The organism is Aquirufa sp. A-Brett2-W8 (assembly GCF_054558755.1).
Genome location: NZ_JBPXKS010000003.1, coordinates 43,582 through 65,342 on the forward strand (window position 1 = coordinate 43,582; position 21,761 = coordinate 65,342).

26 protein-coding genes are annotated in these 21,761 nt (G+C 43.5%); 7 read left to right on the plus strand and 19 right to left on the minus strand.

Translation table 11 applies throughout. From position 1 onward, the window contains the following. Window positions 1-21: 21 nt before the first annotated feature. Window positions 22-720, minus strand: a complete 699-nt coding sequence (locus tag ACST13_RS02045; RefSeq protein ID WP_459521561.1) for an XRE family transcriptional regulator — start codon at window positions 718-720, stop codon at window positions 22-24. 108 nt (window positions 721-828) lie between these two features. On the opposite strand from ACST13_RS02045, the gene dinB reads away from it, so the two are divergent. The 3 genes from dinB (at window position 829) to msrB (ending at window position 5,702) form a co-directional block, all read left to right on the plus strand. Continuing rightward, entirely contained in the window at window positions 829-2,046 is a 1,218-nt protein-coding gene (gene dinB, locus ACST13_RS02050) for a DNA polymerase IV (protein ID WP_459521562.1), read from the plus strand. Next, entirely contained in the window at window positions 2,047-4,962 is a 2,916-nt protein-coding gene (locus ACST13_RS02055) for a DNA polymerase III subunit alpha (protein ID WP_459521563.1), read from the plus strand. A gap of 239 nt (window positions 4,963-5,201) precedes the next feature. Then, entirely contained in the window at window positions 5,202-5,702 is a 501-nt protein-coding gene (msrB, locus tag ACST13_RS02060; RefSeq protein ID WP_459521564.1) for a peptide-methionine (R)-S-oxide reductase MsrB, read from the plus strand. 170 nt (window positions 5,703-5,872) lie between these two features. Here msrB and ACST13_RS02065 read toward each other — a convergent pair whose 3' ends face one another. The 3 genes from ACST13_RS02065 to ACST13_RS02075 all read right to left on the minus strand — a co-directional run bounded on the left by ACST13_RS02065 (window position 5,873) and on the right by ACST13_RS02075 (window position 7,373). After that, window positions 5,873-6,580 carry a thioredoxin domain-containing protein gene (locus tag ACST13_RS02065; RefSeq protein WP_459521565.1) on the minus strand — a complete coding sequence of 236 codons (708 nt, stop codon included), beginning with the start codon at window positions 6,578-6,580 and terminating at the stop codon, window positions 5,873-5,875. After that, window positions 6,577-6,876: a thioredoxin gene (trxA, locus tag ACST13_RS02070; protein WP_459521566.1), complete on the minus strand. Its 300-nt coding sequence runs from the start codon at window positions 6,874-6,876 to the stop codon at window positions 6,577-6,579. The genes ACST13_RS02065 and trxA overlap by 4 nt, the downstream gene beginning before the upstream one ends. A gap of 194 nt (window positions 6,877-7,070) precedes the next feature. Continuing rightward, the gene (locus ACST13_RS02075) at window positions 7,071-7,373 is read right to left on the minus strand and encodes a rhodanese-like domain-containing protein (RefSeq protein ID WP_459521567.1); all 303 of its coding nucleotides are present in this window, start codon (window positions 7,371-7,373) and stop codon (window positions 7,071-7,073) included. 116 nt (window positions 7,374-7,489) lie between these two features. Here ACST13_RS02075 and ACST13_RS02080 point away from each other — a divergent pair, with 116 nt between their 5' ends. Together ACST13_RS02080 and ACST13_RS02085 are read left to right on the plus strand one after the other, a co-directional pair. Continuing rightward, the gene (locus tag ACST13_RS02080; protein ID WP_459521568.1) at window positions 7,490-7,894 is read left to right on the plus strand and encodes a DsrE family protein; all 405 of its coding nucleotides are present in this window, start codon (window positions 7,490-7,492) and stop codon (window positions 7,892-7,894) included. Window positions 7,895-7,937: 43 nt separating this feature from the next. Continuing rightward, a complete protein-coding gene (locus tag ACST13_RS02085; RefSeq protein ID WP_459521569.1) occupies window positions 7,938-8,915 on the plus strand; it encodes a c-type cytochrome in 978 nt (325 codons plus the stop codon). 3 nt (window positions 8,916-8,918) lie between these two features. Here the strand turns inward: ACST13_RS02085 and ACST13_RS02090 are convergent, their stop codons facing one another. The 12 genes from ACST13_RS02090 to ACST13_RS02145 form a co-directional block, all read right to left on the minus strand. Next, entirely contained in the window at window positions 8,919-9,152 is a 234-nt protein-coding gene (locus tag ACST13_RS02090) for a type II toxin-antitoxin system RelE/ParE family toxin (RefSeq protein ID WP_459521842.1), read from the minus strand. A 58-nt stretch (window positions 9,153-9,210) separates the two neighbouring features. Next, the gene (locus ACST13_RS02095; protein WP_459521570.1) at window positions 9,211-9,459 is read right to left on the minus strand and encodes a type II toxin-antitoxin system ParD family antitoxin; all 249 of its coding nucleotides are present in this window, start codon (window positions 9,457-9,459) and stop codon (window positions 9,211-9,213) included. A gap of 227 nt (window positions 9,460-9,686) precedes the next feature. Then, window positions 9,687-10,133, minus strand: coding sequence for a DUF6691 family protein (locus ACST13_RS02100; RefSeq protein ID WP_459521843.1), 447 nt, complete (start codon window positions 10,131-10,133; stop codon window positions 9,687-9,689). Window positions 10,134-10,201: 68 nt separating this feature from the next. After that, window positions 10,202-10,762, minus strand: coding sequence for a YeeE/YedE family protein (locus tag ACST13_RS02105; protein ID WP_459455236.1), 561 nt, complete (start codon window positions 10,760-10,762; stop codon window positions 10,202-10,204). A gap of 100 nt (window positions 10,763-10,862) precedes the next feature. Beyond that, the gene (locus ACST13_RS02110) at window positions 10,863-11,087 is read right to left on the minus strand and encodes a hypothetical protein (protein ID WP_459521571.1); all 225 of its coding nucleotides are present in this window, start codon (window positions 11,085-11,087) and stop codon (window positions 10,863-10,865) included. Then, window positions 11,065-11,274, minus strand: coding sequence for a hypothetical protein (locus ACST13_RS02115; RefSeq protein ID WP_459521572.1), 210 nt, complete (start codon window positions 11,272-11,274; stop codon window positions 11,065-11,067). Before ACST13_RS02115 ends, ACST13_RS02110 begins: the two co-directional genes overlap by 23 nt. Window positions 11,275-11,308: 34 nt before the next feature. Next, window positions 11,309-11,581: a rhodanese-like domain-containing protein gene (locus ACST13_RS02120; protein WP_459521573.1), complete on the minus strand. Its 273-nt coding sequence runs from the start codon at window positions 11,579-11,581 to the stop codon at window positions 11,309-11,311. Window positions 11,582-11,583: 2 nt separating this feature from the next. Further along, window positions 11,584-13,002, minus strand: coding sequence for an MBL fold metallo-hydrolase (locus ACST13_RS02125; protein ID WP_459521574.1), 1,419 nt, complete (start codon window positions 13,000-13,002; stop codon window positions 11,584-11,586). A gap of 33 nt (window positions 13,003-13,035) precedes the next feature. Beyond that, window positions 13,036-13,857, minus strand: coding sequence for a sulfite exporter TauE/SafE family protein (locus tag ACST13_RS02130; RefSeq protein ID WP_459521575.1), 822 nt, complete (start codon window positions 13,855-13,857; stop codon window positions 13,036-13,038). 90 nt (window positions 13,858-13,947) lie between these two features. Next, window positions 13,948-15,357 (minus strand): OprD family outer membrane porin, encoded by a 1,410-nt coding sequence (locus tag ACST13_RS02135; RefSeq protein ID WP_459521576.1) that lies wholly within the window; start codon window positions 15,355-15,357, stop codon window positions 13,948-13,950. Window positions 15,358-15,415: 58 nt separating this feature from the next. Continuing rightward, window positions 15,416-16,036, minus strand: coding sequence for a Crp/Fnr family transcriptional regulator (locus ACST13_RS02140; RefSeq protein WP_459521577.1), 621 nt, complete (start codon window positions 16,034-16,036; stop codon window positions 15,416-15,418). A 1-nt stretch (window position 16,037) separates the two neighbouring features. Next, window positions 16,038-17,072: a Gfo/Idh/MocA family oxidoreductase gene (locus tag ACST13_RS02145; protein ID WP_459521578.1), complete on the minus strand. Its 1,035-nt coding sequence runs from the start codon at window positions 17,070-17,072 to the stop codon at window positions 16,038-16,040. A gap of 47 nt (window positions 17,073-17,119) precedes the next feature. Between ACST13_RS02145 and ACST13_RS02150 the strand changes: the two genes are divergently transcribed. Further along, entirely contained in the window at window positions 17,120-18,130 is a 1,011-nt protein-coding gene (locus tag ACST13_RS02150; RefSeq protein ID WP_459521579.1) for a glycoside hydrolase family 43 protein, read from the plus strand. A 39-nt stretch (window positions 18,131-18,169) separates the two neighbouring features. Here the strand turns inward: ACST13_RS02150 and ACST13_RS02155 are convergent, their stop codons facing one another. Further along, on the minus strand, window positions 18,170-19,168 hold the full coding sequence (locus tag ACST13_RS02155) for a sugar phosphate isomerase/epimerase family protein (protein ID WP_459521580.1): 999 nt from the start codon (window positions 19,166-19,168) through the stop codon (window positions 18,170-18,172). A 38-nt stretch (window positions 19,169-19,206) separates the two neighbouring features. On the opposite strand from ACST13_RS02155, the gene ACST13_RS02160 reads away from it, so the two are divergent. Beyond that, a complete protein-coding gene (locus tag ACST13_RS02160) occupies window positions 19,207-20,556 on the plus strand; it encodes an ATP-binding cassette domain-containing protein (protein ID WP_459521581.1) in 1,350 nt (449 codons plus the stop codon). On the opposite strand, the gene ACST13_RS02165 is transcribed toward ACST13_RS02160, so the two are convergent. Both ACST13_RS02165 and ACST13_RS02170 read right to left on the minus strand, forming a co-directional pair. Continuing rightward, on the minus strand, window positions 20,542-21,600 hold the full coding sequence (locus ACST13_RS02165; protein WP_459521844.1) for a M24 family metallopeptidase: 1,059 nt from the start codon (window positions 21,598-21,600) through the stop codon (window positions 20,542-20,544). The two genes, ACST13_RS02160 and ACST13_RS02165, sit on opposite strands and share 15 nt — an antisense overlap. Continuing rightward, window positions 21,601-21,759, minus strand: coding sequence for a hypothetical protein (locus tag ACST13_RS02170; protein WP_459521582.1), 159 nt, complete (start codon window positions 21,757-21,759; stop codon window positions 21,601-21,603). It lies immediately after the preceding gene. Window positions 21,760-21,761 lie beyond the last annotated feature (2 nt).

Sequence of the window (21,761 nt, forward strand, 5' to 3'; positions counted from 1 at the left end):
GGCGACTTATTGACTCTTACTTTATACTTCAGGAAACGCATCGTGGAAATACCCCGCGAACTTCCAGATTTCCTGGATTTCAGAGCCCAAAATCGGGTAAGGATCGTAGGTCTTGTTCGTAGAGTTCAGGATCAATACTTTGCGTTCTGCGAGGTGGTTGATGACCTGCTTTAATACGACGCCGTCCTCGCGGGTAACGACGATGCAGATGGTTCCGTCCTTGATTTGGGTCCAGTCTTCGACATATTCAGCGAAGACTAAAGAGCCCGGCTGTAGGGGCAACATCGATTCGCCTTTGATGGGGAAAACGCGGTATTTCTTGTCTTTAGGCAGGAAAGGTACTTGGAACGTAGGGAGGTCGCGGACGAAGTCGAGGTCGTCGTAGGAGGCGGTGTATCCTGCCAAAGCTTTGACCGGAACCATCTCGATATTCTCCTCATTGTTCGCATCGACCGTCGTAGCTAAAATTCGTAGCTTAGGTTTGTTCGACAGGCCGGGGATTCTTGTAGACAAATCTTCCTTCAATAATTCATCCACTTCAACCTTAAAAAACTCCGCTAGGGAGATCAAATCCGCATATTTAGGCTCCGCTCTTCCGGACTCATACGAGCCCAAAGTCGGCTTCTTAATATTCAGTAATTCCGCCAGTTTTTCCTGCGACGTTTTCTCCGACATCTTGCTGCGTAAAAAACGTAAATTCTGACTAAAAAAAGTGCTCATGCGATTTGCTTATTAAAGGAAAATGAATAAAATTCGTATCTAAAATTTCTTCGTATACTTTTCGAAGTTACGAAAGGTATTCAAAATACCCAAATATCTACCAATTTTATGCAGGAGCGCGCGATTGTGCACATGGATTTAGACAGTTTCTTTGTCTCGGTAGAGCGACTCCGGGATACACGACTTGTGGGCAAGCCGGTCATTGTGGGCGGCGGGTCGGATCGAGGCGTGGTGGCGGCGTGTAGTTATGAGACGCGGGCTTTTGGGGTGCGTTCTGCGATGCCCATGAAGATGGCGTTGAAATTGTGTCCGGACGCGATTGTGTTGCGAGGAGATTACGAGGCGTATGTGCAGCATTCGGAGATGGTGACCTCGCTGATTATGGAGCGGGCGCCTTTAGTGGAGAAAGCCTCGATTGATGAGTTTTATTTAGATATGACGGGGATGGAGCGTTTCTTTGGGTCTTACGCCTTTGCCCAGGATCTGCGGGATCGAATTAAAAAGCAGATAGGATTGCAGATGTCGTTTGGTTTATCGGTGAATAAGACGGTTTCCAAAGTCGCTACGAATCACGTCAAGCCCGCCGGCGAGTTTCAGGTGCCAGCAGGTCAGGAGAAAGCCTTTTTAGCGCCCATGACGGTGAACAAGATCCCGATGATAGGCGCCGTTACGGCCCAGACGCTACGCAATATGGGGATCATCCATGTAGGGACGCTCAGCCAAATGCCGCAGCGAGTATTAGAGCGAACCTTTGGGAAGTCGGGGACGATGCTTTGGGAAAGAGCCAACGGCATCGATTTGCGTCCTGTGGTGCCTTATTCCGAGCAGAAGTCCTTGTCTAAGGAGATAACGTTTGAGCAGGATAGTACGGATGTGATTTTGTTACGACGGATCCTGGGTTCGCTGACCGAGCAACTGAGCTATGATTTGCGCAAGCTGGGGCAATGTACGTCCTGTATTACGGTGAAGGTGCGTTACTCGAATTTTGACACCCATACCTGTCAAATCAGTATCCCCGCTTCCGCCAGCGACCACCGCCTGATTCCGGCGGTCTATGAATTGTTCGAGAAGCTGTATGATCGGAGGCTATTAATTCGGCTGATCGGGGTGCGCTTCTCGAAGCTATTACAAGGCCAAGAGCAATTGAACCTGTTTGATGACGGGGCTAAGCTAGTGCCGCTTTACCAGGCGATGGACTCCCTGAAGAACCGCTACGGCGAGTTTTCCATCTTGCGCGCGAGTGGATTGATGGGGAGTGCCGAACGTAGAAATCGATTACCCGCTGCTATATCTGCGGGTGCGTCACACGCTAAAAACGACGAATAGATGTATTTGAATTGCCATTCCTACTACAGCTTGCGCTATGGCACGCTTTCGCCTGAGCAATTAGTTCAGGAGGCGAAGGCGCGAGGCATTACGTCGTTGGCCTTAACGGATATCCACCGGAGTTCTGGGGTATTCGATTTCGTGCAAGCTTGCCAGCAGGAGGGGATTAAGCCTGTGGTGGGGATGGAATTTACAGCAGGTTATATTTGTTTAGCGCGGAATGAAGTCGGTTTTGCGCAGATCAATGATTTTGCCACGAAGTATTTAGTGTCCAAAGAGCCCTGGCCAGAGCGACCTCCGGTTTCAGACGATATTTGGATAATTTATCCTTTGGCTCTACGGAAAAAGATCAAGACGCTCGGTTCGCAGGAGCGCTGGGGCGTACGAGCGAGTGACTTGAAGCAAATTTGGAAGGAAAAAGACCTGCATGATTTTGTCTGGTGTCAGCCCTTTACGTTTTTAGATCAGCGCAGATTTTCGATGCATCGTTTGCTGCGCGCGGTGGATAAGAATACGCTATTGAGCAAATTGTCGAAGCAGGACCAGGCGCAGGTAGACGAACGTTTCTATACTCCTGCGGAACTAGCGGCCTCTTGTGCGGATTATCCGCAGCTATTAGCGGAGGCGGATAAGATTCTATCCGATTGCCATTTTAGCTTTGATTTTAAAAAGCCGAAGAACCGTTCGCTGTTTAGCTCTTCTAAAGAGGACGATTTAGCGCTTTTAACGAAGCTAGCTTACGAGGGTTTGCGTTTTCGCTATCCGCGGGGGGATCGCGAGGCGAAGGCGCGGGTGGAGAAGGAATTGAAGATTATTCACGAGCTGGATTTCAATGCCTATTTCCTGATTACCTGGGACATTATTCGTTATGCACGTTCTAGGGGCTATTTTCACGTAGGTCGTGGCTCCGGGGCAAATTCCATTGTGGCCTATTGCATTGGGATTACGGATGTGGATCCGGTGGAATTAGACCTCTATTTCGAGCGTTTCATCAACAAACACCGGACGAGTCCGCCGGATTTTGATATTGATTTTTCCTGGGATGAGCGGGATGATATTATCGATTACATCTTTAAGCGCTATGGGGCGAAGCACGTGTGTTTGCTGGCCACCTATGTCACGTTTCGAGATAAGTCCATTTACCGGGAGCTGGCGAAGGTGTTTGGTCTTCCCAAAGCCGAGATAGACGCCTGGCTCGATCCAGCCGCGGCGATGCGGGAGGTGAGTTCCGAGTTGCAGCAGTTGATTGTCAAATACGGTCAGCTCCTGCTCGATTTCCCTAATTACCTCAGCATCCACGCGGGCGGTATCCTCATTTCGGATGTGCCCTTATCCGCTTACACGGCCTTAGAGGGGATGCCTAAAGGTTTCCCCATCTGCCAGTTCGATATGTACGTGGCGGAGGAAATCGGCTTTGCGAAGTTTGATATTTTGTCCCAAAGAGGCCTCGGCCACATCAAAGAGTCCGTCGATATCATCCGCGCAAACCGCGGAGTCGATGTCGACGTCCACCGCGTGCAGGACTTTATGAAAGACGAAGGCGTGCGCAAACAGCTGATGCGCCACGAGACGATGGGCTGCTTTTACATCGAATCACCCGCGATGCGCTCGCTCTTAAAGAAGCTACGTTGCCAAGATTACATTACCCTAGTCGCCGCATCCTCCATCATTCGCCCCGGTGTCGCCTCATCCGGGATGATGAAAGCCTACATCGAGCGTTTCCACGCCCCCGATTCCTACGAGCCGGTGCATCCGCTGATGGGGGAGCTGATGAAGGAAACCTATGGTGTGATGGTCTACCAGGAAGATGTGATCAAGGTGGCACACTATTTTGCCGGATTGACTTTGGCGGAGGCTGATGTCCTGCGCCGCGGAATGTCAGGTAAATACCGTTCTCGCGCAGAATTTGACCGCATCAGGCAGGCTTTTTTCGAGAATTGTGCCAAAAAAGGCTATCCCGAAGCCGTTTCGCGGGAGGTGTGGAGGCAGATGGAAAGCTTTTCGGGCTATTCCTTTTCGAAGGCGCATTCGGCTTCTTTTGCCGTAGAAAGTTACCAAAGCCTCTATTTGAAGACCTATTACCCACTTGAATTTATGGTGGCGGTGATCAATAATTTTGGGGGATTCTACCGGACTGAATTTTATGTGCACGAGGCAAGACGCTGCGGGGCAGAGGTGGAGGCACCCGAGATTAATGAGAGCGATTATCTAACTCGGATCGAAGGCAAGCGGATTTATTTAGGCTGGGTACACATCAAAGGTCTGGAGAAGCGGGTCATTCAGGAAATATTGGAAGCGCGGAGGCAGTCTGGGCCTTTCCGTTCTTGGGAGGATTTTGTGCACCGCGTCTCCATCGGGCTAGAGCAATCGATTCTGTTGATTCGCATAGGCGCCTTTCGTAACCTAGGTCAGGCGAAAAAGCCACTATTATGGGAGGCGCACGCCCGCTTCCAAGGCAAAGTCTCTACGGTGGTCTCGATGGAGATGTTCGAGGAACTTTCCCCAGACATCGGGGTTTTGCCTCCGCTTATCCACGAACCCGAGGAGGATGCTTTCGACCAATGGGAGATTCTCGGTTTCCCCCTTTGCTCGCCTTTTTTATTGTTAGAGGAATTACCAGAAACCTTATTAAATGCGGATTTAGTTTTACCCAAAGGCGATATCATCGGCTACCTCGTCACCTTAAAATCCACTCGAACGAAGCAGGGCGAAAGAATGTATTTTGGCTACTTTGTGGACCTGCAAGGCGAATTCTTTGATACCGTCCATTTTCCTTCAGACCTGAAGAACTATTCTTTCCGCGGCAGTGGAATTTATTGGATGCAGGGCGTGTCGATGGACGATTTTGGCCACCGAACCCTACGCGTGCAACAATTGCGGAAGTTAGCGTGGCGGGTGGATCCGCGGTATGCGTAAAGCATAGAGCATAAAGCACAAAGAATAAAGGAGATTAGAGATAAGAGAGTAGAGAGAGGAGATGGATAGGATAGAGGGTAGAGAATGGTGAATGGTAAGTGGTGAATGGTAAATGTTTACTCCGGACTAAATCGCGAAGCGATGACTAAGACGCAGTCGACTAAGTCCGAAGGACGACTGCTGCGCAGCAGCTTAAACCTTTTTCCCTTATCTTGCGTTATGCTATAAAATATAATCACATGAAAAAGATTCTAGGATTAGTACTCGTATTCATTAGCCTGCAGGCTTGTGGACAACAACCCAAACAAACGCCTAAACAAACGATAGCAACGAACACGATGGAAAATTTGCCTAAAACTGAGGCCGAATGGAAGGCTAAATTAACGGACGACGAATATTATATTTTACGCCAAAAAGGTACAGAACAGCCCTATACCGGAAAATTTCTAATGCACAACGAGAAAGGGATGTATACCTGCAGAGGTTGCGGCGCACCACTTTTTAGCTCAAATTCGAAGTTTGATTCGCATTGTGGTTGGCCTAGTTTTGATAAAGAAGTAAAAGCTGGAGTTATCAAAGAAACCGTAGATAACACCCTAGGCATGCGTCGTGTCGAAATCACCTGTGCTAAATGCGGAGGCCACTTAGGTCACGTGTTTGACGATGGCCCTACCTCTACAGGATTACGTTATTGCGTTAATTCGGTGTCGATAGGGTTTGAGGTCGCAAAAAAAGAGTAGAGAGAGGAGAGTATAGAGAAGAGATGGTAAATGGTGAATGGTAAATGTTTACTCCATAATCTCTAATCTCCACTCTAAAATTCCCTCCGGACTAAGTCGCGCAGCGACGACTAAGCCGAAGGCGACTAAATCGCAGCGCGATGACTTAGTCGCGAGGCGATGTATATAACTTAGTCGCTAAGCGACTTGTCTAACTCCTCTTTCCCAATCAATCCCACACTACTCCAAGTCTTAACCCCGTTCTTGTACATTTCTAGGTACGGAATCGCTTCGATTTTCTTTGATTTAGCCAACTCTTGGTTTTCGTCTACATCGATTTCGATCAGTTCGACTTTTCCGTTTTGGGCTTTTACCCATTCCTTCAAAATAGGGCTTAATTGTTTGCAAGGGCCACACCAAGTCGCATTGTAGTCGATGATGACCATCGGTTTTCCTTTGATTTTTTCTGCGAAAGTTGCTTCGGTTAATCCCGCTGATGCACTCGCTTTTGTTTCACCTGTAGCGACAGGCAAATTAGCCGATTGCCAAGCTAACATGCCGCCAGTTAAATTGACGATTGATTTAAAGCCCATTTCTTTTAGCATTCCTGCAGCTGAGGAGGATCTAGCTCCAGATAAGCAGTACACGAAAACGGTTTTATCCTTCGCTAATCCATTAGCGATTTGTGCGAAAGCGGGAGAGCTTACATCTGCATTGATGGCTCCTTCGATGTGGCCATTTTGAAATTCATCACTGGTTCTCACGTCCAAAATCTGCGCTCCTGACTCCCCAGCCATGGCTGTTTGGAACTCTGTGGCGACTAGGTCTTGTAGTCCTTCTTTTGGCCCACAAGAAAATAATAGACCAATGATTAGAAATGAATATAGAATGTTTCTCATTTTGAATGCTGTTTAATGATTCCTTCCAAAGTACTTGCAGGAATAACTCCTGACTGACGCCAAACCGACTTTCCATCTTTAAAAAGGATCAAGGTGGGTACGGAACGGATTTGGAATTTATCTGCTAAGGTACGATTCTTGTCGACATCGATTTTAATGATTTTGGCAGAATCTCCAATTTTAGACTTTAATTGCTCTAAAATAGGCTTTAATTGCTTGCATGGGCCACACCACTCAGCTGAAAAATCAACTAATACGGGTTCTGGTGATTTCAATAGTTCGTCGAATTTGCTCATAATTGTCAGTATCTAGTAGTCAGTAATCAGTCGCTATGCGAGTAAGTCATCACTTCGTGATTTAGTCACGACTTTGTCGTTTAGTCGTCCTGCGTACTTAGTCCGAAGTAAATTATAGATTAGAGATTAAATAATTCATCATACACCATTTACCATTTAACATTCACCATTTACTATCTCTTCTCTCTACTCTCTTATCTCAAGCTGCTCCATGCTCCTCCATTATACACCTGCGTATAACCTGCGGCTTGAAGCTGGCGGCGAGCCATTCCGCTACGGCTTCCCGAGCGGCAACAAGTAATGATAACCTGATCTTTCTTTAATTTGTTCAAATTAGATCCTAAAGTTTGTAAGGGTAAGTTGATGGCGCCTTTAATGTGCCCATCTTTAAATTCTGCTGGAGTGCGAACGTCCACAAGTGTTGCACCATCTGCTAAAAGAGCTTTATAGTCTACCTTTGGTCCAAAGCCAAATAAATTCTTTAGTAATTCTACCATATTTTCTGTGTTTATGTAGGCAAATATAGGTCATCGAAAAAGGTGTCAACGTGACATTTGTCTCTAGTCTTTTAGTAAATTTCAGCTATCATTGCAAAAAGAAACAAATAGAAACTATGAAAAAGATCTTATTAAGTACGCTTATTTTCATTTGCGTTTCCATTGCAGTAAAGGCACAAGCGCACAAAGTAGTTGTGCAATTGAATACGTCGGACACCTTGGTTTGGCACGGAGCATTGAAAAATATTTCTAATCTTCAAACTGCATTGGGACCCAATACTCAAATTGAATTAGTTGCTCATGGTGCAGGAATTAGCATTTTAGTGGATGGGAAAACCACTCAAAAAGCTAAAATTGCGGAATTAGCAGCTACCGGCGTTTTATTTAAAGCCTGTGAAAATACCATTCGCGAACGTAAAATAGATCGTTCCACCATTTTAATTCAAGCAGGAGCGGTACCATCTGGGGTTGCGGAGGTTGTGTTAAAGCAGGAGGCTGGTTGGGCTTATTTAAAATATTAATTTAGACTCCTTGAAATTGCAATATCAGATTCTTAAAACTTTTTTGTTCGGTTTACTGATCTTCCTTTTGGGCTTTTTAGGTTTTCGTACCTACCAAAATGCAGGCTCGAGTAAACTAGATTCTATTGCTGTCTATGCCGCTCCTGATTCCAATTTCACTCATGTATGGACGGCGCCGTCTGACTGGCGGATGATGTCTTTGAAGCCGGAGGAGAAAGAATTAGTGGTGTATGGTCGGGAATTAATTGCCCACACGTCTGAATATTTAGGGCCAAAAGGTTCCGTCAAGGCCATTTCCAACGGGATGAATTGCCAAAACTGTCACTTAAATGCGGGCACCCAGCCTTGGGGAAATAACTATTTCGCCGTTCAGTCTACCTATCCGAAATTTAGGGCTCGCTCAGGCGCTATAGAGGATCAAGTTAAGCGCGTAAATGATTGTTTTGAACGTAGTTTGAATGGGCAAGCGTTGGCAGCTGAAAGCAAGGAGATGCGGGCGATTTTGGCCTATATCAAATGGCTAGGCACTGATGTTAAGAAAGGCAAGTCACCTAAAGGATCAGGGATTTTTAAATTAAAAGGTTTAAAGCGTGCGATTGATCCCACCAAGGGTGCTGAAGTGTACGCATCCAAATGCCAGTCTTGTCATCAAGCAGATGGCAGTGGCGTACTGGCTGAAAATGGGGAATCGTATACTTATCCTCCGCTTTGGGGACCCCATAGTTACAATCATGGCGCTGGGCTTTACCGTATGTCAAATTTCGCAGGATATGTAAAATACAACATGCCTTTAGGAGCGAATTACGAGAAACCTCAATTATCAGATGAAGAAGCTTGGGATGTGGCAGCTTATGTGAATTCGATGCCTCGCCCTTCGAAAGATTTATCCAAAGATTGGCCTAATATCGCAAAGAAGCCATTTGATCACCCTTTTGGTCCTTATGCTGATCCATTTACGGAAGAACAACATAAATACGGACCTTACAAGCCGATCAAGGCTTGGGCGGAAAAACATAAGTAGAAACTAAGAGTCAATATTACTCTTCAAATCCATTCTCGAGTGAAGTATTCTTACAATTGTGATTATTTCAACAGAGGTAATTGAATAGAAAATTACATGTTTAAGTACTAGGTATCCTCTCAATTTGTCATAAACATGATCATATTTTCTGCCAATTGCAGGAGTGCTAGAGAGCAATTGAATGGTATCTATCAGTTCTTGATAATATTCATACGCTTGTTTCTCTCCCCAATTAATTCGTGTAAATTTTCAGATTTCAGCTATGTCATGTACTGATTTTTGAGTCAATACATATCTACTCATTTCTTTTTAGATCCTTTAGCGAATTGAGGTGTTCAATTGGGTTGAAAGCTTCATAAATACCACTTTCTATTCCAACTTGGATTGCATTTTTTAATGCGATTCTTTTGTTTTCTTCATCTTCCAATAATCTAAGTCCTGCACGGATTACCTCACTTGTATTTTTAAATCTTCCCTCTGAAATGGTATTCTCCACAAAAGATTCAAAATAATTACCCAATGATACAGATGTGTTTTTTCCCATGATCGAAGTTTTTTCTAAATGTACCAAAAATTGGTAATTTAAAGACGATAGTGGATAGGAATTTATAGAAGTGTAGTTTTGCATTTAAGGAATGATGATGATGAATAGAGCTTGCAATCTACCTATAAAACCATTTTTACCCTATCAGTTAGTTGGTAATCCACATAAACAAAAGAGGGATTCCGACTTAAACCGAAATCCCTCTCTACTCTATACTCTCTTATCTCTTAGTGAGGCAATTGATCTCTAAACTTACCATATACCCAAGTGCCCGCTGTTGCGCTTAGGACAACAACTAATATGACAAATGCTCCTGTACCCACCTGAGCAAAAAGAGGGCCTGGGCAGGCGCCGGTTAATGCCCATCCAAGACCAAAGATTAAGCCACCAATGATTTGGCCCTTATTAAACTTCTTGTCTGTGAACGTAATTTCCTCTCCGTGGATACTTTTGATTTTGAATTTTTTAATAATAAATATGGAGATGGCTCCTACTACCACTGCTGTACCGATCACACCATACATGTGAAAGCTTTGTAAGCGGAACATTTCCTGGATACGAAACCAAGATATAATCTCTGCTTTGATAAATACGATACCAAAAATCACGCCTACGGCTGCATATTTGAAATTATACCACCAAGGGTGAACCAATTCAGATTCGTTGACACACATGGTGTCTAATGAACGTACTTCAAAATCTACTGGATTTGCATGTTCTGTTGTCTTCTTTTCCATGGGTATTATAAGTGTAAGATAAAGGGTAAAATGAAATTAGCCATGACGAAACCACCTATCATGAAACAGATAGTAGCGACTAATGATGGCCATTGAAGATCAGAAAGGCCCATGATTGCATGTCCAGAGGTACATCCGCCTGCATAACGAGCACCGAAGCCTACTAAGAAACCACCACCTACCATCATGACTAGTCCACGAACCGTAAATAAGCTTTCAAATGAAAACAACTGAGCAGGAACCATCCCAGAGAAATCGTTGATACCATAGGTAGCTAATTCTTTGGCTAAATCCGGGTGAACAATGACTGCTTCATCAGATCCTAAGTAGAGTGTAGAAATGATGCCTCCCACTAAAATTCCTCCCACAAAGAAGAAGTTCCAAGATTCTTTTTTCCAGTCATAACTAAAAAAGGGGATGTTACTAGGTAAACATGCCGCGCAGGCATGGCGTAAATTCGCTGATATACCAAAGTGCTTGTTCCCTAAAATCAATAGGGCAGGGACAATAAGTCCAATGATAATTCCTGCCGTATACCAAGGCCAGGGTTGGGTAATTGTTTCCATTTTAAAAGTATTTAATTGTTAGTAATCAGTATCCAGTAGTCAGTAGTCAGTAGTCAGTCCGGAGGTAATTAGTCCGGAGTAAGCATTCACCATTTACCATTCACCATTCTCTACTCTTCTTTATTTTTTGTGCTCTAAAACCTTCAATCGTTCCCGTCACAAAATAAGCCAAAACCGCAAAATAAATAATACTATTTAGCGGTTTGCTTGTAATGGGACAAGTGCCCGTAACACAACCAATTTCTCTCCAGTAGAAATATCCAGCTATACCGCCGAATATTCCTCCCAGGATTTGCCAGAATCTACTTTGAATGAATTTCTTCATATTCTACTTCTTCTGTTTGTGTGTTTTTATTTTGTGGTGCAGGAACGCCGCAACCTTGTGCGCCACAGCCTAGATTGAATAAGGCCATGCCTATAAGGACAGTTCCCATAATTCCGATAAGTACATCTGATGCACGAATAGCTTCAACAAGCGCATATCCACCTATAACTAGGCGGATAATGCGCATGAAACCCCAATTTTGTGTTAGGCTAGCTAGCATATTAGTTTTGGTAAATTAACATATCATTTAATCCTCCTCCATTATATACTTCAGAGAGACCTGCTTGTTTTAATAACGACATAGCCATACCTGAGCGGTTACCACTTCTGCAGTAAACCACAATCGGTCCATTCATAGCCTTGAATTCATCTAAGCGTAATGGAACAATTCCTAAAGGAATATTAATAGCGCCTTTATAGTGGCCACCAGCAAATTCACCTGTTTCTCTTACATCTACAACCGTAGTCGTGGGATTAGCTAATAATTCTTCCATGATTACAAAAGGGTAGAAGGACAAACATAATCAGATACTTGGAACTTGCCTGACTCTTTGATCGCTTTGAAACCACCATTGATATCAATTAAGTTATCGTATCCACGAGCTCTTAATGTCGAGTTGAAAATCATCGAACGGTAACCACCTGCACAGTGTACGAAGTAGGTCTTGTTTTTGTCGATTTTCAACATGCTGTCATTGATGAAATCCAAAGGAGCATTTTCCACATCAACCACGTGCTCAGATAAGTACTCAGAATTTTTGCGCACGTCGATGATTTCACCTTCCCCAGCTGCGTGGCGTTTGAATGCTTCTGCAGGTTCAATTGATTCGATTTGGTCAAATTCCTTACCTGAAGCTTTCCATGATGCATACCCTCCTTTTAGATAGCCAATGGTAAAGTCATAACCTACACGAGCTAAACGCGTGATAACTTCTTCTTCGCGGCCTTCGTCTGTTACTAACAAGATTTCTTGTTTAATGTCTGGAATCATGGCGCCAACCCATGGAGCAAAAGATCCATCGATACCGATGTTGATTGAGTTAGGGACAAAGCCAGCTGCGAAAGTTTGCGCATCACGCGTATCTAGGATTAACGCACTAGTTTCGTTTGCTGCTGCTTCAAATCCTTCAGGACTTAAAGCATGTTGGCCACGCTCTAGCACTTTATCGATTGAATCATATCCTTGGATATTCATCAAAACATTCAGAGGAAAATAAGCTGGAGGAGCCACTAAGCCTGTTAAAACCTCTTTCTTAAATGCTTCTTTTGTTAATGCTGGATTCAAAGCATAGTTCGTTTTCTTTTGGTTACCCAAGGTATCTGTCGTTTCTTTGCTCATGTTTTTACCGCAAGCAGAACCAGCTCCGTGTGCAGGATATACGATGATATCATCTGCTAATGGCATGATTTTGTTACGTAATGAATCGAATAAAAGACCCGCTAAAATATCTTCGGTTAAATCAGCCTTCACTTTTTGTGCCAAATCTGGACGACCTACATCACCGATGAATAAGGTGTCACCTGAGAATAAGCTGGTTTCCTTGCCATTTTCGTCGATTAATAGAAAACATGTCGATTCCATGGTGTGACCCGGTGTGTGAATGACACGGATAGTAGCGTTACCTAATGGGAATTCTTGGCCATCCGTTGCAGTGATACACTCAAATTGGCACGCTGCATTTGGTCCGTAAACAATAGGAGCACCTGTTTTTGCAGATAAGTCGATGTGACCTGAAACGAAATCAGCATGAAAGTGTGTTTCAAATACATACTTAATTTTCGCGCCGTTACGCTCTGCTTTCTCGATGTAAGGTTGAACCTCGCGAAGTGGATCGATGATCGCTGCTTCTCCATTGTTCTCGATGTAGTAAGCACCTTGTGCTAAACATCCCGTGTAAATTTGTTCTACTTTCATTTTCGTATTTATTATGCTATGAATGTGTTTAATCTATTTCAATGGGAAGGCTAATTGTTGGATCAGGATATAGATTCCCATCACCAAAACAAACCATCCAAAACCTACTTTTAATTTATCCCCGTCTACTTTTTTACTAATTATATCGCCGAAGAATATACCTACAATCGCCAGACCTGTAACAGTTAATAATAAGTTCCAGTCAATGGCATGATGACCAAGATCACCGGTAAATCCAATTAAAGACTTTGCTGCGATGATTAATAGGGAAGTTCCTACTGCTTGCTTCATGGATAATTTAGAGAGCATTACTAAAGCGGGTATGATTAAGAATCCGCCTCCTGCACCTACTAAGCCTGTTAATGTGCCTACCACAGCTCCTTCTAAAAGGATCAAAGGGTAATTGAACACTTGTTCTTCTTCCACGTAAGTGCCTAATTTATCCTTCTCACATTGTTCACATTTTCCACGAATCATGGAGATGGAAGCCGCTACCATTAATACAGCGAATAACACCATCATTAGAATAGACTTGGTTACCACAAAATCACCTACAGTAAATACTTCTGAGGGGATTAGTGGAACGATGAATTTTCTAGTGGCATATACCGCGGCGATAGAAGGGATACCAAAAATGACCGCAGTTTTTACGTTGATTAAACCTTGCTTGTACTTTGGAAATGCTCCTACTAATGAACTGGCACCTACCACGAAAAGAGAGTAAGCGGTTGCTAAAATGGGTTCAACTCCGAAAAGATAAACCAATACGGGTACTGTTAAAATGGATCCACCACCACCGATTAAGCCCAGTGAGATTCCGATAAGTAGGGACGCAAAATATCCTATAATTTCCATGCGTTTATTATTGTTTTTTGATACTACAAATTTGGGGCCATTTTTAGAGCTTTTTCGTGATTTTTATCACAAGCATAAAAAAAGTTTTTATCAGAAGTGAAAGTTCAAAATCAGGTTATAATTGCTCATATTGACCTTATTGATGATGTATTTTTCATTTTGATAGGTTTCTCCCTGGTTTGCTTTATATACATATAAGGCTTGAATTTCTAAACCTTCTAAGAAATCGGTAAACTCATAGGTAAGATCTAGATTCAATTGCGTGTAGCTAGGCAAGCCATATTTGTTTAATGCATAGTTCTTTACATCTGGCAGTTGAAAATAGCCATAGCTGAGGCTAGCCTTTAGAGGAGCTTTGGCAAAAGCATAATTAACTTTCCCTACATACGCATTCACATCGCCTAAGCCTTCATTTCGTTCGCGTGGCATAAAGGTATAAAAAGGATCTCTGCCCCATTCTCGAGGCATTAAATAACGGCCTTCAGCGGTGATGTGGGTATAATTAAGAGATGATTTCCATTTACCTGACTCATAACCTAGCTTAGAGCTGATAACGCGCGACCGTTGATCAGATGAAAAATAGGTCTTACTAGGGTCTTCATTTCCACCATCGTTAACTGCTTGTTGTTGCGTATATTGGAGGCCCGCAACCCAAGCACCTTGTTTCATATCCCATTGCAACATACTCGTGTTGAATACATTTTCCACATATACATTCCAAAGCTTGAGCGAGTTGCCTTGCTGCAATTGATGAGTATATCCTACAAGATAAACCCCATTAGATTCAATGTGTCCTTTGTAATTCCCTTTTGCACCAGTCACGCTAGTACCATTAGGGTAGATTCCGATAGACTCACTTATACTATACCAATCCACCGTTCCACGCGGAGAAATTTCATATAAGTATCCTCCCTCTAGTTTGTTCTTTTTTCCCGGAAAAAGCTCTCCATACAAACCACCTACCTCCGTTGGGCGCATTCTTCCGTCTTGCAAATTGATGAATGGCGTATTAATGAGCTGTTTTCCTACCGTAATATGAGATTTTTTGAAATTGTATTTCAAGTATAGTTCTTCTAATCGATCTAAGTCATGCTTATTGGCCAAATTCTCTAGGTCAAAAAGGGATGTTTCATATCGACTAACTGTTTGGGTATAAGGATCAATATGAGTCATGTCAGATGAATTCACATCGTAGATAAAATAACCACCCACTCCGAATTGAAATCCTTTAAAGGAGGCCGTTTCATAAAAAAGACCACCACCCGCTGCATTTGCATGTGCATCGGTTAAATGATCTTGATTCTCTGTGGCCATGAAAAAGTAGCGAAGATTACCATGCACTTTTCCGTGTTTGAAAGCGAATAATAAGGAAGTAGAATCCTCTGCGACACTTTTTTTGCCTTTCCAAAGATGTGGAGGCGTATGTATTTCTTGATGTTGGGCTACGAGTGAAGCTGAAAATAAGAGAAAGAATAGAATGTATAAGGCGTTTTTTTGCATGCTTTTATATTTAGGCCTGCAAATTGTCGCAAAAATGGGACTTTGTCCGTGATGAAAATCACATCCTTAAATCCACAATCTCAATTTGATTTTTATTGATTTTGATGAAGCCTTTCTCCGCTAATTTCTTCATTAAGCGGGAAATTACTTCTCTTGAAGAGTTTAATTCTTGCGCAATTTCGGTAAAAGAGGCCTTCATGATGTTTGTCTTAAGACTTTTTTGATGCTGTTTTAAGTACCAAAGTAAGCGTTCATCTAGATTTCTAAAGGCGATTTGATCTAAAGTGTCTAGTAATTCTTCGAAACGAGAGCGGTAGGTTTCTAGAACGAATTGGTACCAGCTTTTATATTTTGTGGCCCATTCGTCCATTAATTCGGCAGGAATGGCGATGACTTCGGTGTCTACGAGGGCTTTGGCCATAATCTGAGACGATAATTGCCGAGCCGCACAAGTCATCGAAATGGCACAAGCCTCCCCGGGATGAAGGTTATACATAAACACCTCGTTACCCTCTTCGTCTTCCCGAAATACCTTGATGATGCCTTTAGTCACTAAAACAGCGGAGCGAATGGATTGCCCCGTTTTCATCAAGTATTCGTCTGTTTTGAATTTACGAACGACGCCCACTTGTTGAATTTTTTTACTTAATTCCGGCTCAAATTGATTGAATAATTCCATCTTAATACGTAATAACTGCTTGTTTATCTAAACTTTCGTAGGCCGCATCAATTACGCGCATACTCGCGATTCCATCTTCTCCTGGTACAGCTGGATGGGCACCCTCCCGCAAAGATTGATACACATTTTCATAGAAAGCCATAAAATTTCCTTTTTCGGAAGTAACACGTTCAGGACTGCTTCCGTCTACGTGTAATAAACCGTATTCACTCGGCGCATCTACGCCCCAGTTTTCACCCATTGGAACGTGTCCTTTATCTAAATCGACTTCTTGGCGATCGGAACGGGTTTTGATGAAACTGCCTTTCGTTCCATGCAATTGGAAAGCAGGGATGGGTTCTTTGAAATAATAACCACTTTTTAATCGAACACGCAAGGCTGGATAATACAATAGAATCTCGAATAAGTCGATGACCTCCGTCCCGGGTCTAGTTTTGCGAAGATCGGCGAAAACATGAGTTGGTTTTCCAAACAAATGTAAGGCTTGATCAATTAAATGGGGTCCTAGATCTGTGACGATTCCTGCGCCTGGACCGGCATCTTCTTTGTGTCTTTTGGGGGACATTAACGGATTATAGCGGTCAAAATGAAACTCAGCTTCCACGATATCGCCTAAAACGCCCGATTGGTGTACCTTTTTCAAGGTTAAGAAGTCAGAATCCCAACGGCGATTTTGGTAGATATAAATCAGCTTACCCACCTCTTTTGCTAAATCCACCAGCGCCTGAGCCTCTGCTGCATTGCAGGTAAAGGCTTTCTCCACTACGATGTGCTTACCCGCATTTAAAGCTGCGGTTGCATACTCGAAATGAGAATAGATGGGTGTATTAACGATGACTAATTCGATCGAAGGGTCAGCTAAAACGGCTTCCATTGAATCATACGACTGCACACCAGGATAGGCATTTTCAATGTTTTTCTTGGAGCGTTCCCAGGATCCTACTAAATTGAATCCAGGATGTAATTGAATGAAGGGGGCGTGAAAAACACGTCCAGACATTCCATAAGATAATAAGGCAGTTTCGATCGGTTTCATGGAAGTAAAAATAAACAATTCGAGCCTTTAAACATAAACGAATACACATGAAAAAAATACTTGCATTAAGTCTACTTAGTTTAGCCGCGATGGGTCAGTCGAAACCATTGGTTTCTCATATGTTCACAGCAGATCCGTCTGCACATTTATTCCAAGGCCAAATTTACATTTATCCCTCTCACGACATCGATGCGGGTGTAAAGGAGGACGATTTAGGAAGTCATTTTGCGATGCGGGATTATCATGTATTATCTCAAAAAACACCAGCTAGTCCCGTGGTTGACCACGGAGTAGCTTTGAAATTAGAGGATGTGGCCTGGGCTTCGAAGATGCTTTGGGCGCCTGACGCAGCGGAATCAAAAGGGACTTATTATTTGTATTTTCCTGCCAAAGATAAGGAGGGTGTTTTCCGTATTGGAGTGGCCTCTGCTTCGAAACCGGAAGGTCCATTTAAAGCGGAGAAGGAGTACATGAAGGGTTCTTTTAGCATTGACCCATGCGTATTCAAGGACAAAGATGGATCTTATTACCTTTATTTTGGAGGTATCTGGGGTGGACAATTGCAACGATGGAAGTCAGGTAGCTATGGTGCTACGGATGAGTCGCAACCGGCAAATGGACAACCAGCTTTGATGGCCAAAGTGGCACGATTAGATGCGAATATGAAGCAGATGACCGAGACGCCACGCAATGTGCAGATTTTGGATGCACAGGGCAAAATTTTATTATCAGAAGATCATGATCGTCGTTTCTTCGAAGCCGCTTTCGTCCACCAATACCAAGGGAAATATTATTTCTCTTATTCCACGGGGGATACGCATAATATCGCCTATGCGACGGGAACTAGTCCTTATGGACCATTTACTTACCAAGGGGTTATCTTAAAGCCAGTGAAAGGTTGGACAAATCACCATTCGATTGTGGAACAAAATGGCAAATGGTATCTCTATTACCACGATGTGGAGATTTCGGGTAAGACCCACTTAAGAAATATCAAAGTGACTGAGTTGAAATACCGACCGGATGGCAGTATAGAGACGATAGATGCGTATAAATAAAAAAAGGGCCACTTCGATATACGAGGCGGCCCTTTTAAATTAAGCTAATATATTTTTAGCATAAGCCACACATTTCTTCACTTCTTCTACCGGAGTAGACCCCGCAGGAACGTCGTATTCTAGTTCGATTGTTGCTGGGAATTTATATTTATTTTTCTTTAATAAGGTTAAAACCTCTTTTAAAGGCGTGTCGCCTTTTCCCCATTCGAGGTTACCTGTGCCGTGTTCTTTTGTTGTACGGTCCTTGATGTGCATACTGGTGATACGGTCGTGCTTCGCTTCGATGAATGCTAGTAAAGTAGCGGTCGTGTGAGGAGCTCCCACCGCGATATAGTGACCACAATCTAAGTTGATGGAGTTGTATTTGTTTTGGGCCAAAGCCTCATCATACACCGTATCCTTCACCTGTAAATGGGTGTGGTATCCGAAATAGACCTTGTGTTTTTCACCTAAAGCACCTAAACGCTGTGTTTGAGCTGATGAAGTAGGTAATTCAACGGTAACCGATTTAGCACCCAGTACTTTCGCTGCGCGTAAAGCCGATTCTACCTCTGCATCCGAGTTTCTCTCGCTGAAAGCATTCGGTTTGTAAGCATATACAGAGATTCCTGCGTCATCTAGCATCTTGCGAACTTCCTTGAATTTGTCCATTGAAACAGACTCTCTCCAAGTAGACACATCCTTTTGATATTTTGCCATCGCCGCACGTTGTTCATCAGTTAAGGTAGGACGAGGTTGACCAGGAGTCCAACGCATCGGTACCGGATTTACCGGACGGCCTGCATAATCTTCCACGGCATCCCCCATTAATTCAATGGCAGAAACACCCGAATCTACGCAATACTGGATGATTTGTTTGATATCTCCCGGCATACTGCGGAAAGAATACGTAATGGCTCCTACCTGAACACCACCAAAAACTGAGCTTGGTTTTGCAAAACTAAAGGAAGAGTTGGATGCCCAAAATAAGCCTAATGAGGCCATTGAGCCGGCTGCCAAAAACTGGCGGCGTGAGGGATTGTTGTTATTGTTTTTCATGTAATAGGTTTAATTTTGATAAAAATAAGTAATAATTCTTGAAATCCTATCCGGCTAAAATTTCTAATGTTTCCGTTTCTTTGGGCGCTCTATCTGTCGTTTCGAACATTTCATTTACAATTTTACCAGGACAGTTAACTGCTATCGTGGGTCCCATGGGCTCAGGAAAAACGTCATTAGCCAAAGCCTTAGCGGGTCGTTTGTTCAGAACTGGTGAAGTCTTTTTGTCTTCGCGAATTCCGGATAAGCGGGCCCATGTGATGCTCGTGGAGCAACAGCATCAATTCAAGAATCGCAGTAATTTATCTGAATTCTACTTACAACAGCGTTTTAATTCATCTGATTCTGACGATTCTTATACGGTGGAGGAGGAGCTGATGGATTTAACCGTTGGTGATTGGCTTCAGCTTTTCGAGATGGATGGTTTATTAAAGAGACCGATGATCCAGCTTTCGAATGGGGAGAACAAACGTTTGCAAATTGTGAAAGCCTTAGCCTATCAACCCGATTTGTTGATTTTAGATAATCCCTATGTGGGTTTAGATGTAAAAGGACGAGAGACTTTAACTACAGGATTACTCGCACTGCACGATAAAGGCATCCATTTTATATTGGTGTCTTCCCCTGGCGATGTACCCGATTTTATTAATCAAATCATTGAATTACCATCCCGACAGATAGCTCCAGAGAAACCCATGCCTTTTCTGCGTCCCTTAGAGCCATTCGCGGTTGCCGTTAAAATGGATAAGGTGCAGATTAAATATGGCGCCAAAACTATTTTAAATGATTTTACATGGGAAGTTAAGAAAGGGGAGAGATGGGCCATAAAAGGGCCCAACGGGGCAGGTAAGTCGACGTTAATTAGTTTAATCACAGCGGATAATCCCCAGGCCTATTCGCAGGATATTACTTTATTTGATCGGAAACGAGGGACTGGCGAGAGTATTTGGGATATCAAACGAAAAATCGGGTTTTTGAGCCCGGAATTACACTTGTATTTTAAAGAAGGGGGATCTTGTTTTTCGGTGGTGGCATCTGGGCTCTTTGATACGCAGGGTTTGTTTAAGCGGGTCGCGCAAGAGCAAATGGAGCAAGTAAATCACTGGATGCAAGTAATGGGGATCGCCCATTTAGCAGAGAGGTCCTTCTTGCAGATTTCAGGCGGAGAACAACGTATGGTGTTGATTACGCGTGCCTTAGTGAAGAATCCAGAACTGTTAATACTCGATGAACCATGCCAAGGATTAGATGGTGTGCAGACGGAGCATTTGAAGTCAGTGCTGGATTATTTGGCAGCGAATTCAGAAATGACCTTGCTTTACGTTAGTCATTATGACCGCGATATTCCTGCTTGTGTGAATCGGGTTTTGGAATTAAAAAGGCTCTGAAATCGATGGGCTAGGTTGAGAGAACCATTTAGGGCCCTCTGCCGTCATGTAAGCGCAATCTTCCAGTCTTACACCAAATTCGCCTGGAATCGCAATGGTAGGTTCGATACTGAAACACATCCCTATTTCTAAAGGTGCCTTATTTCCGCGCACCATATTACCCCATTCGTGACCGCTCATACCGATGCCGTGTCCTGTACGATGTGGTAATCCCGGCATTTTATAATCTGGTCCAAAACCCGCGTCAACTAATACTTTACGCGCAGCAAAATCCACGTTTTCGGCCGGTGCACCTAGTTTAGCGGCCTCAAAACCGGCTTGCTGAGACTTCTTTTCTAAATCCCATATTTGTTTTTGCTTTGCGCTAGGCTCTCCAAAAACAATCGTCCGTGTTATATCGGATTCATAACCACCCACGCTGCATCCACAATCTAACATGACTACATCACCCGACTTTAAGATTTGTTTTTTAGAACTTCCATGTGGGAAAGAGCTAGCCACCCCAAAAGTTACCGACGCAAATCCATGCACCGTTCCTTGCTCTGCGTGTGCTTGAGCAATTTTTTGGGAGATTTGATGTGGACTGCAGCCTAAGCTTAAAGCAGCGATTCCCGCTTGTATCGCTTTAACCGTGGCATCGTTTGCCTTTTGCATTAAGGCAATTTCGGCTGGGGATTTAATGATTCGGCAAGGAATCGTAATCGGATCAGCACTGCTGAAACTGTAGTTTGCACCTGCTTTTCGCAGTCCATCGAAAATGAAGAAACGACAGAATTCCTCGATACCTATTAGGCCTGCATGAATTCCTATACCTTGTAAAACGCAAATAGTTAAGGCAAATGGATTCTCATCCTCTTCCCAAATCTGAACTTTCGTTCCTGCCGGAGCCATTTCTAGAAATCGGTCTTCCTCAAATGCCGGGCAAATAAACTGAATCTCACCCTTTACCGGAATTACGGCTAACATCGATCGCTCGGATGGATGCCAATTAATGCCCGTGAAATAATTCAAGTTAACCCCTGCATCTAAAATGATGGCCTGAATTTATTTTTCAGACATCAATTTCTGCGCCTTCGTCACTCGCATCTTACGTTCTTCCGCACTGATGGGTGTAAATTCAACAGGCGATAGAGGGGAGGAAGACGAATTTAGGGAAAGGGTAGAGGCCAATAGGCCTCCTTTGATGAAGTTTCTACGTTGCATAC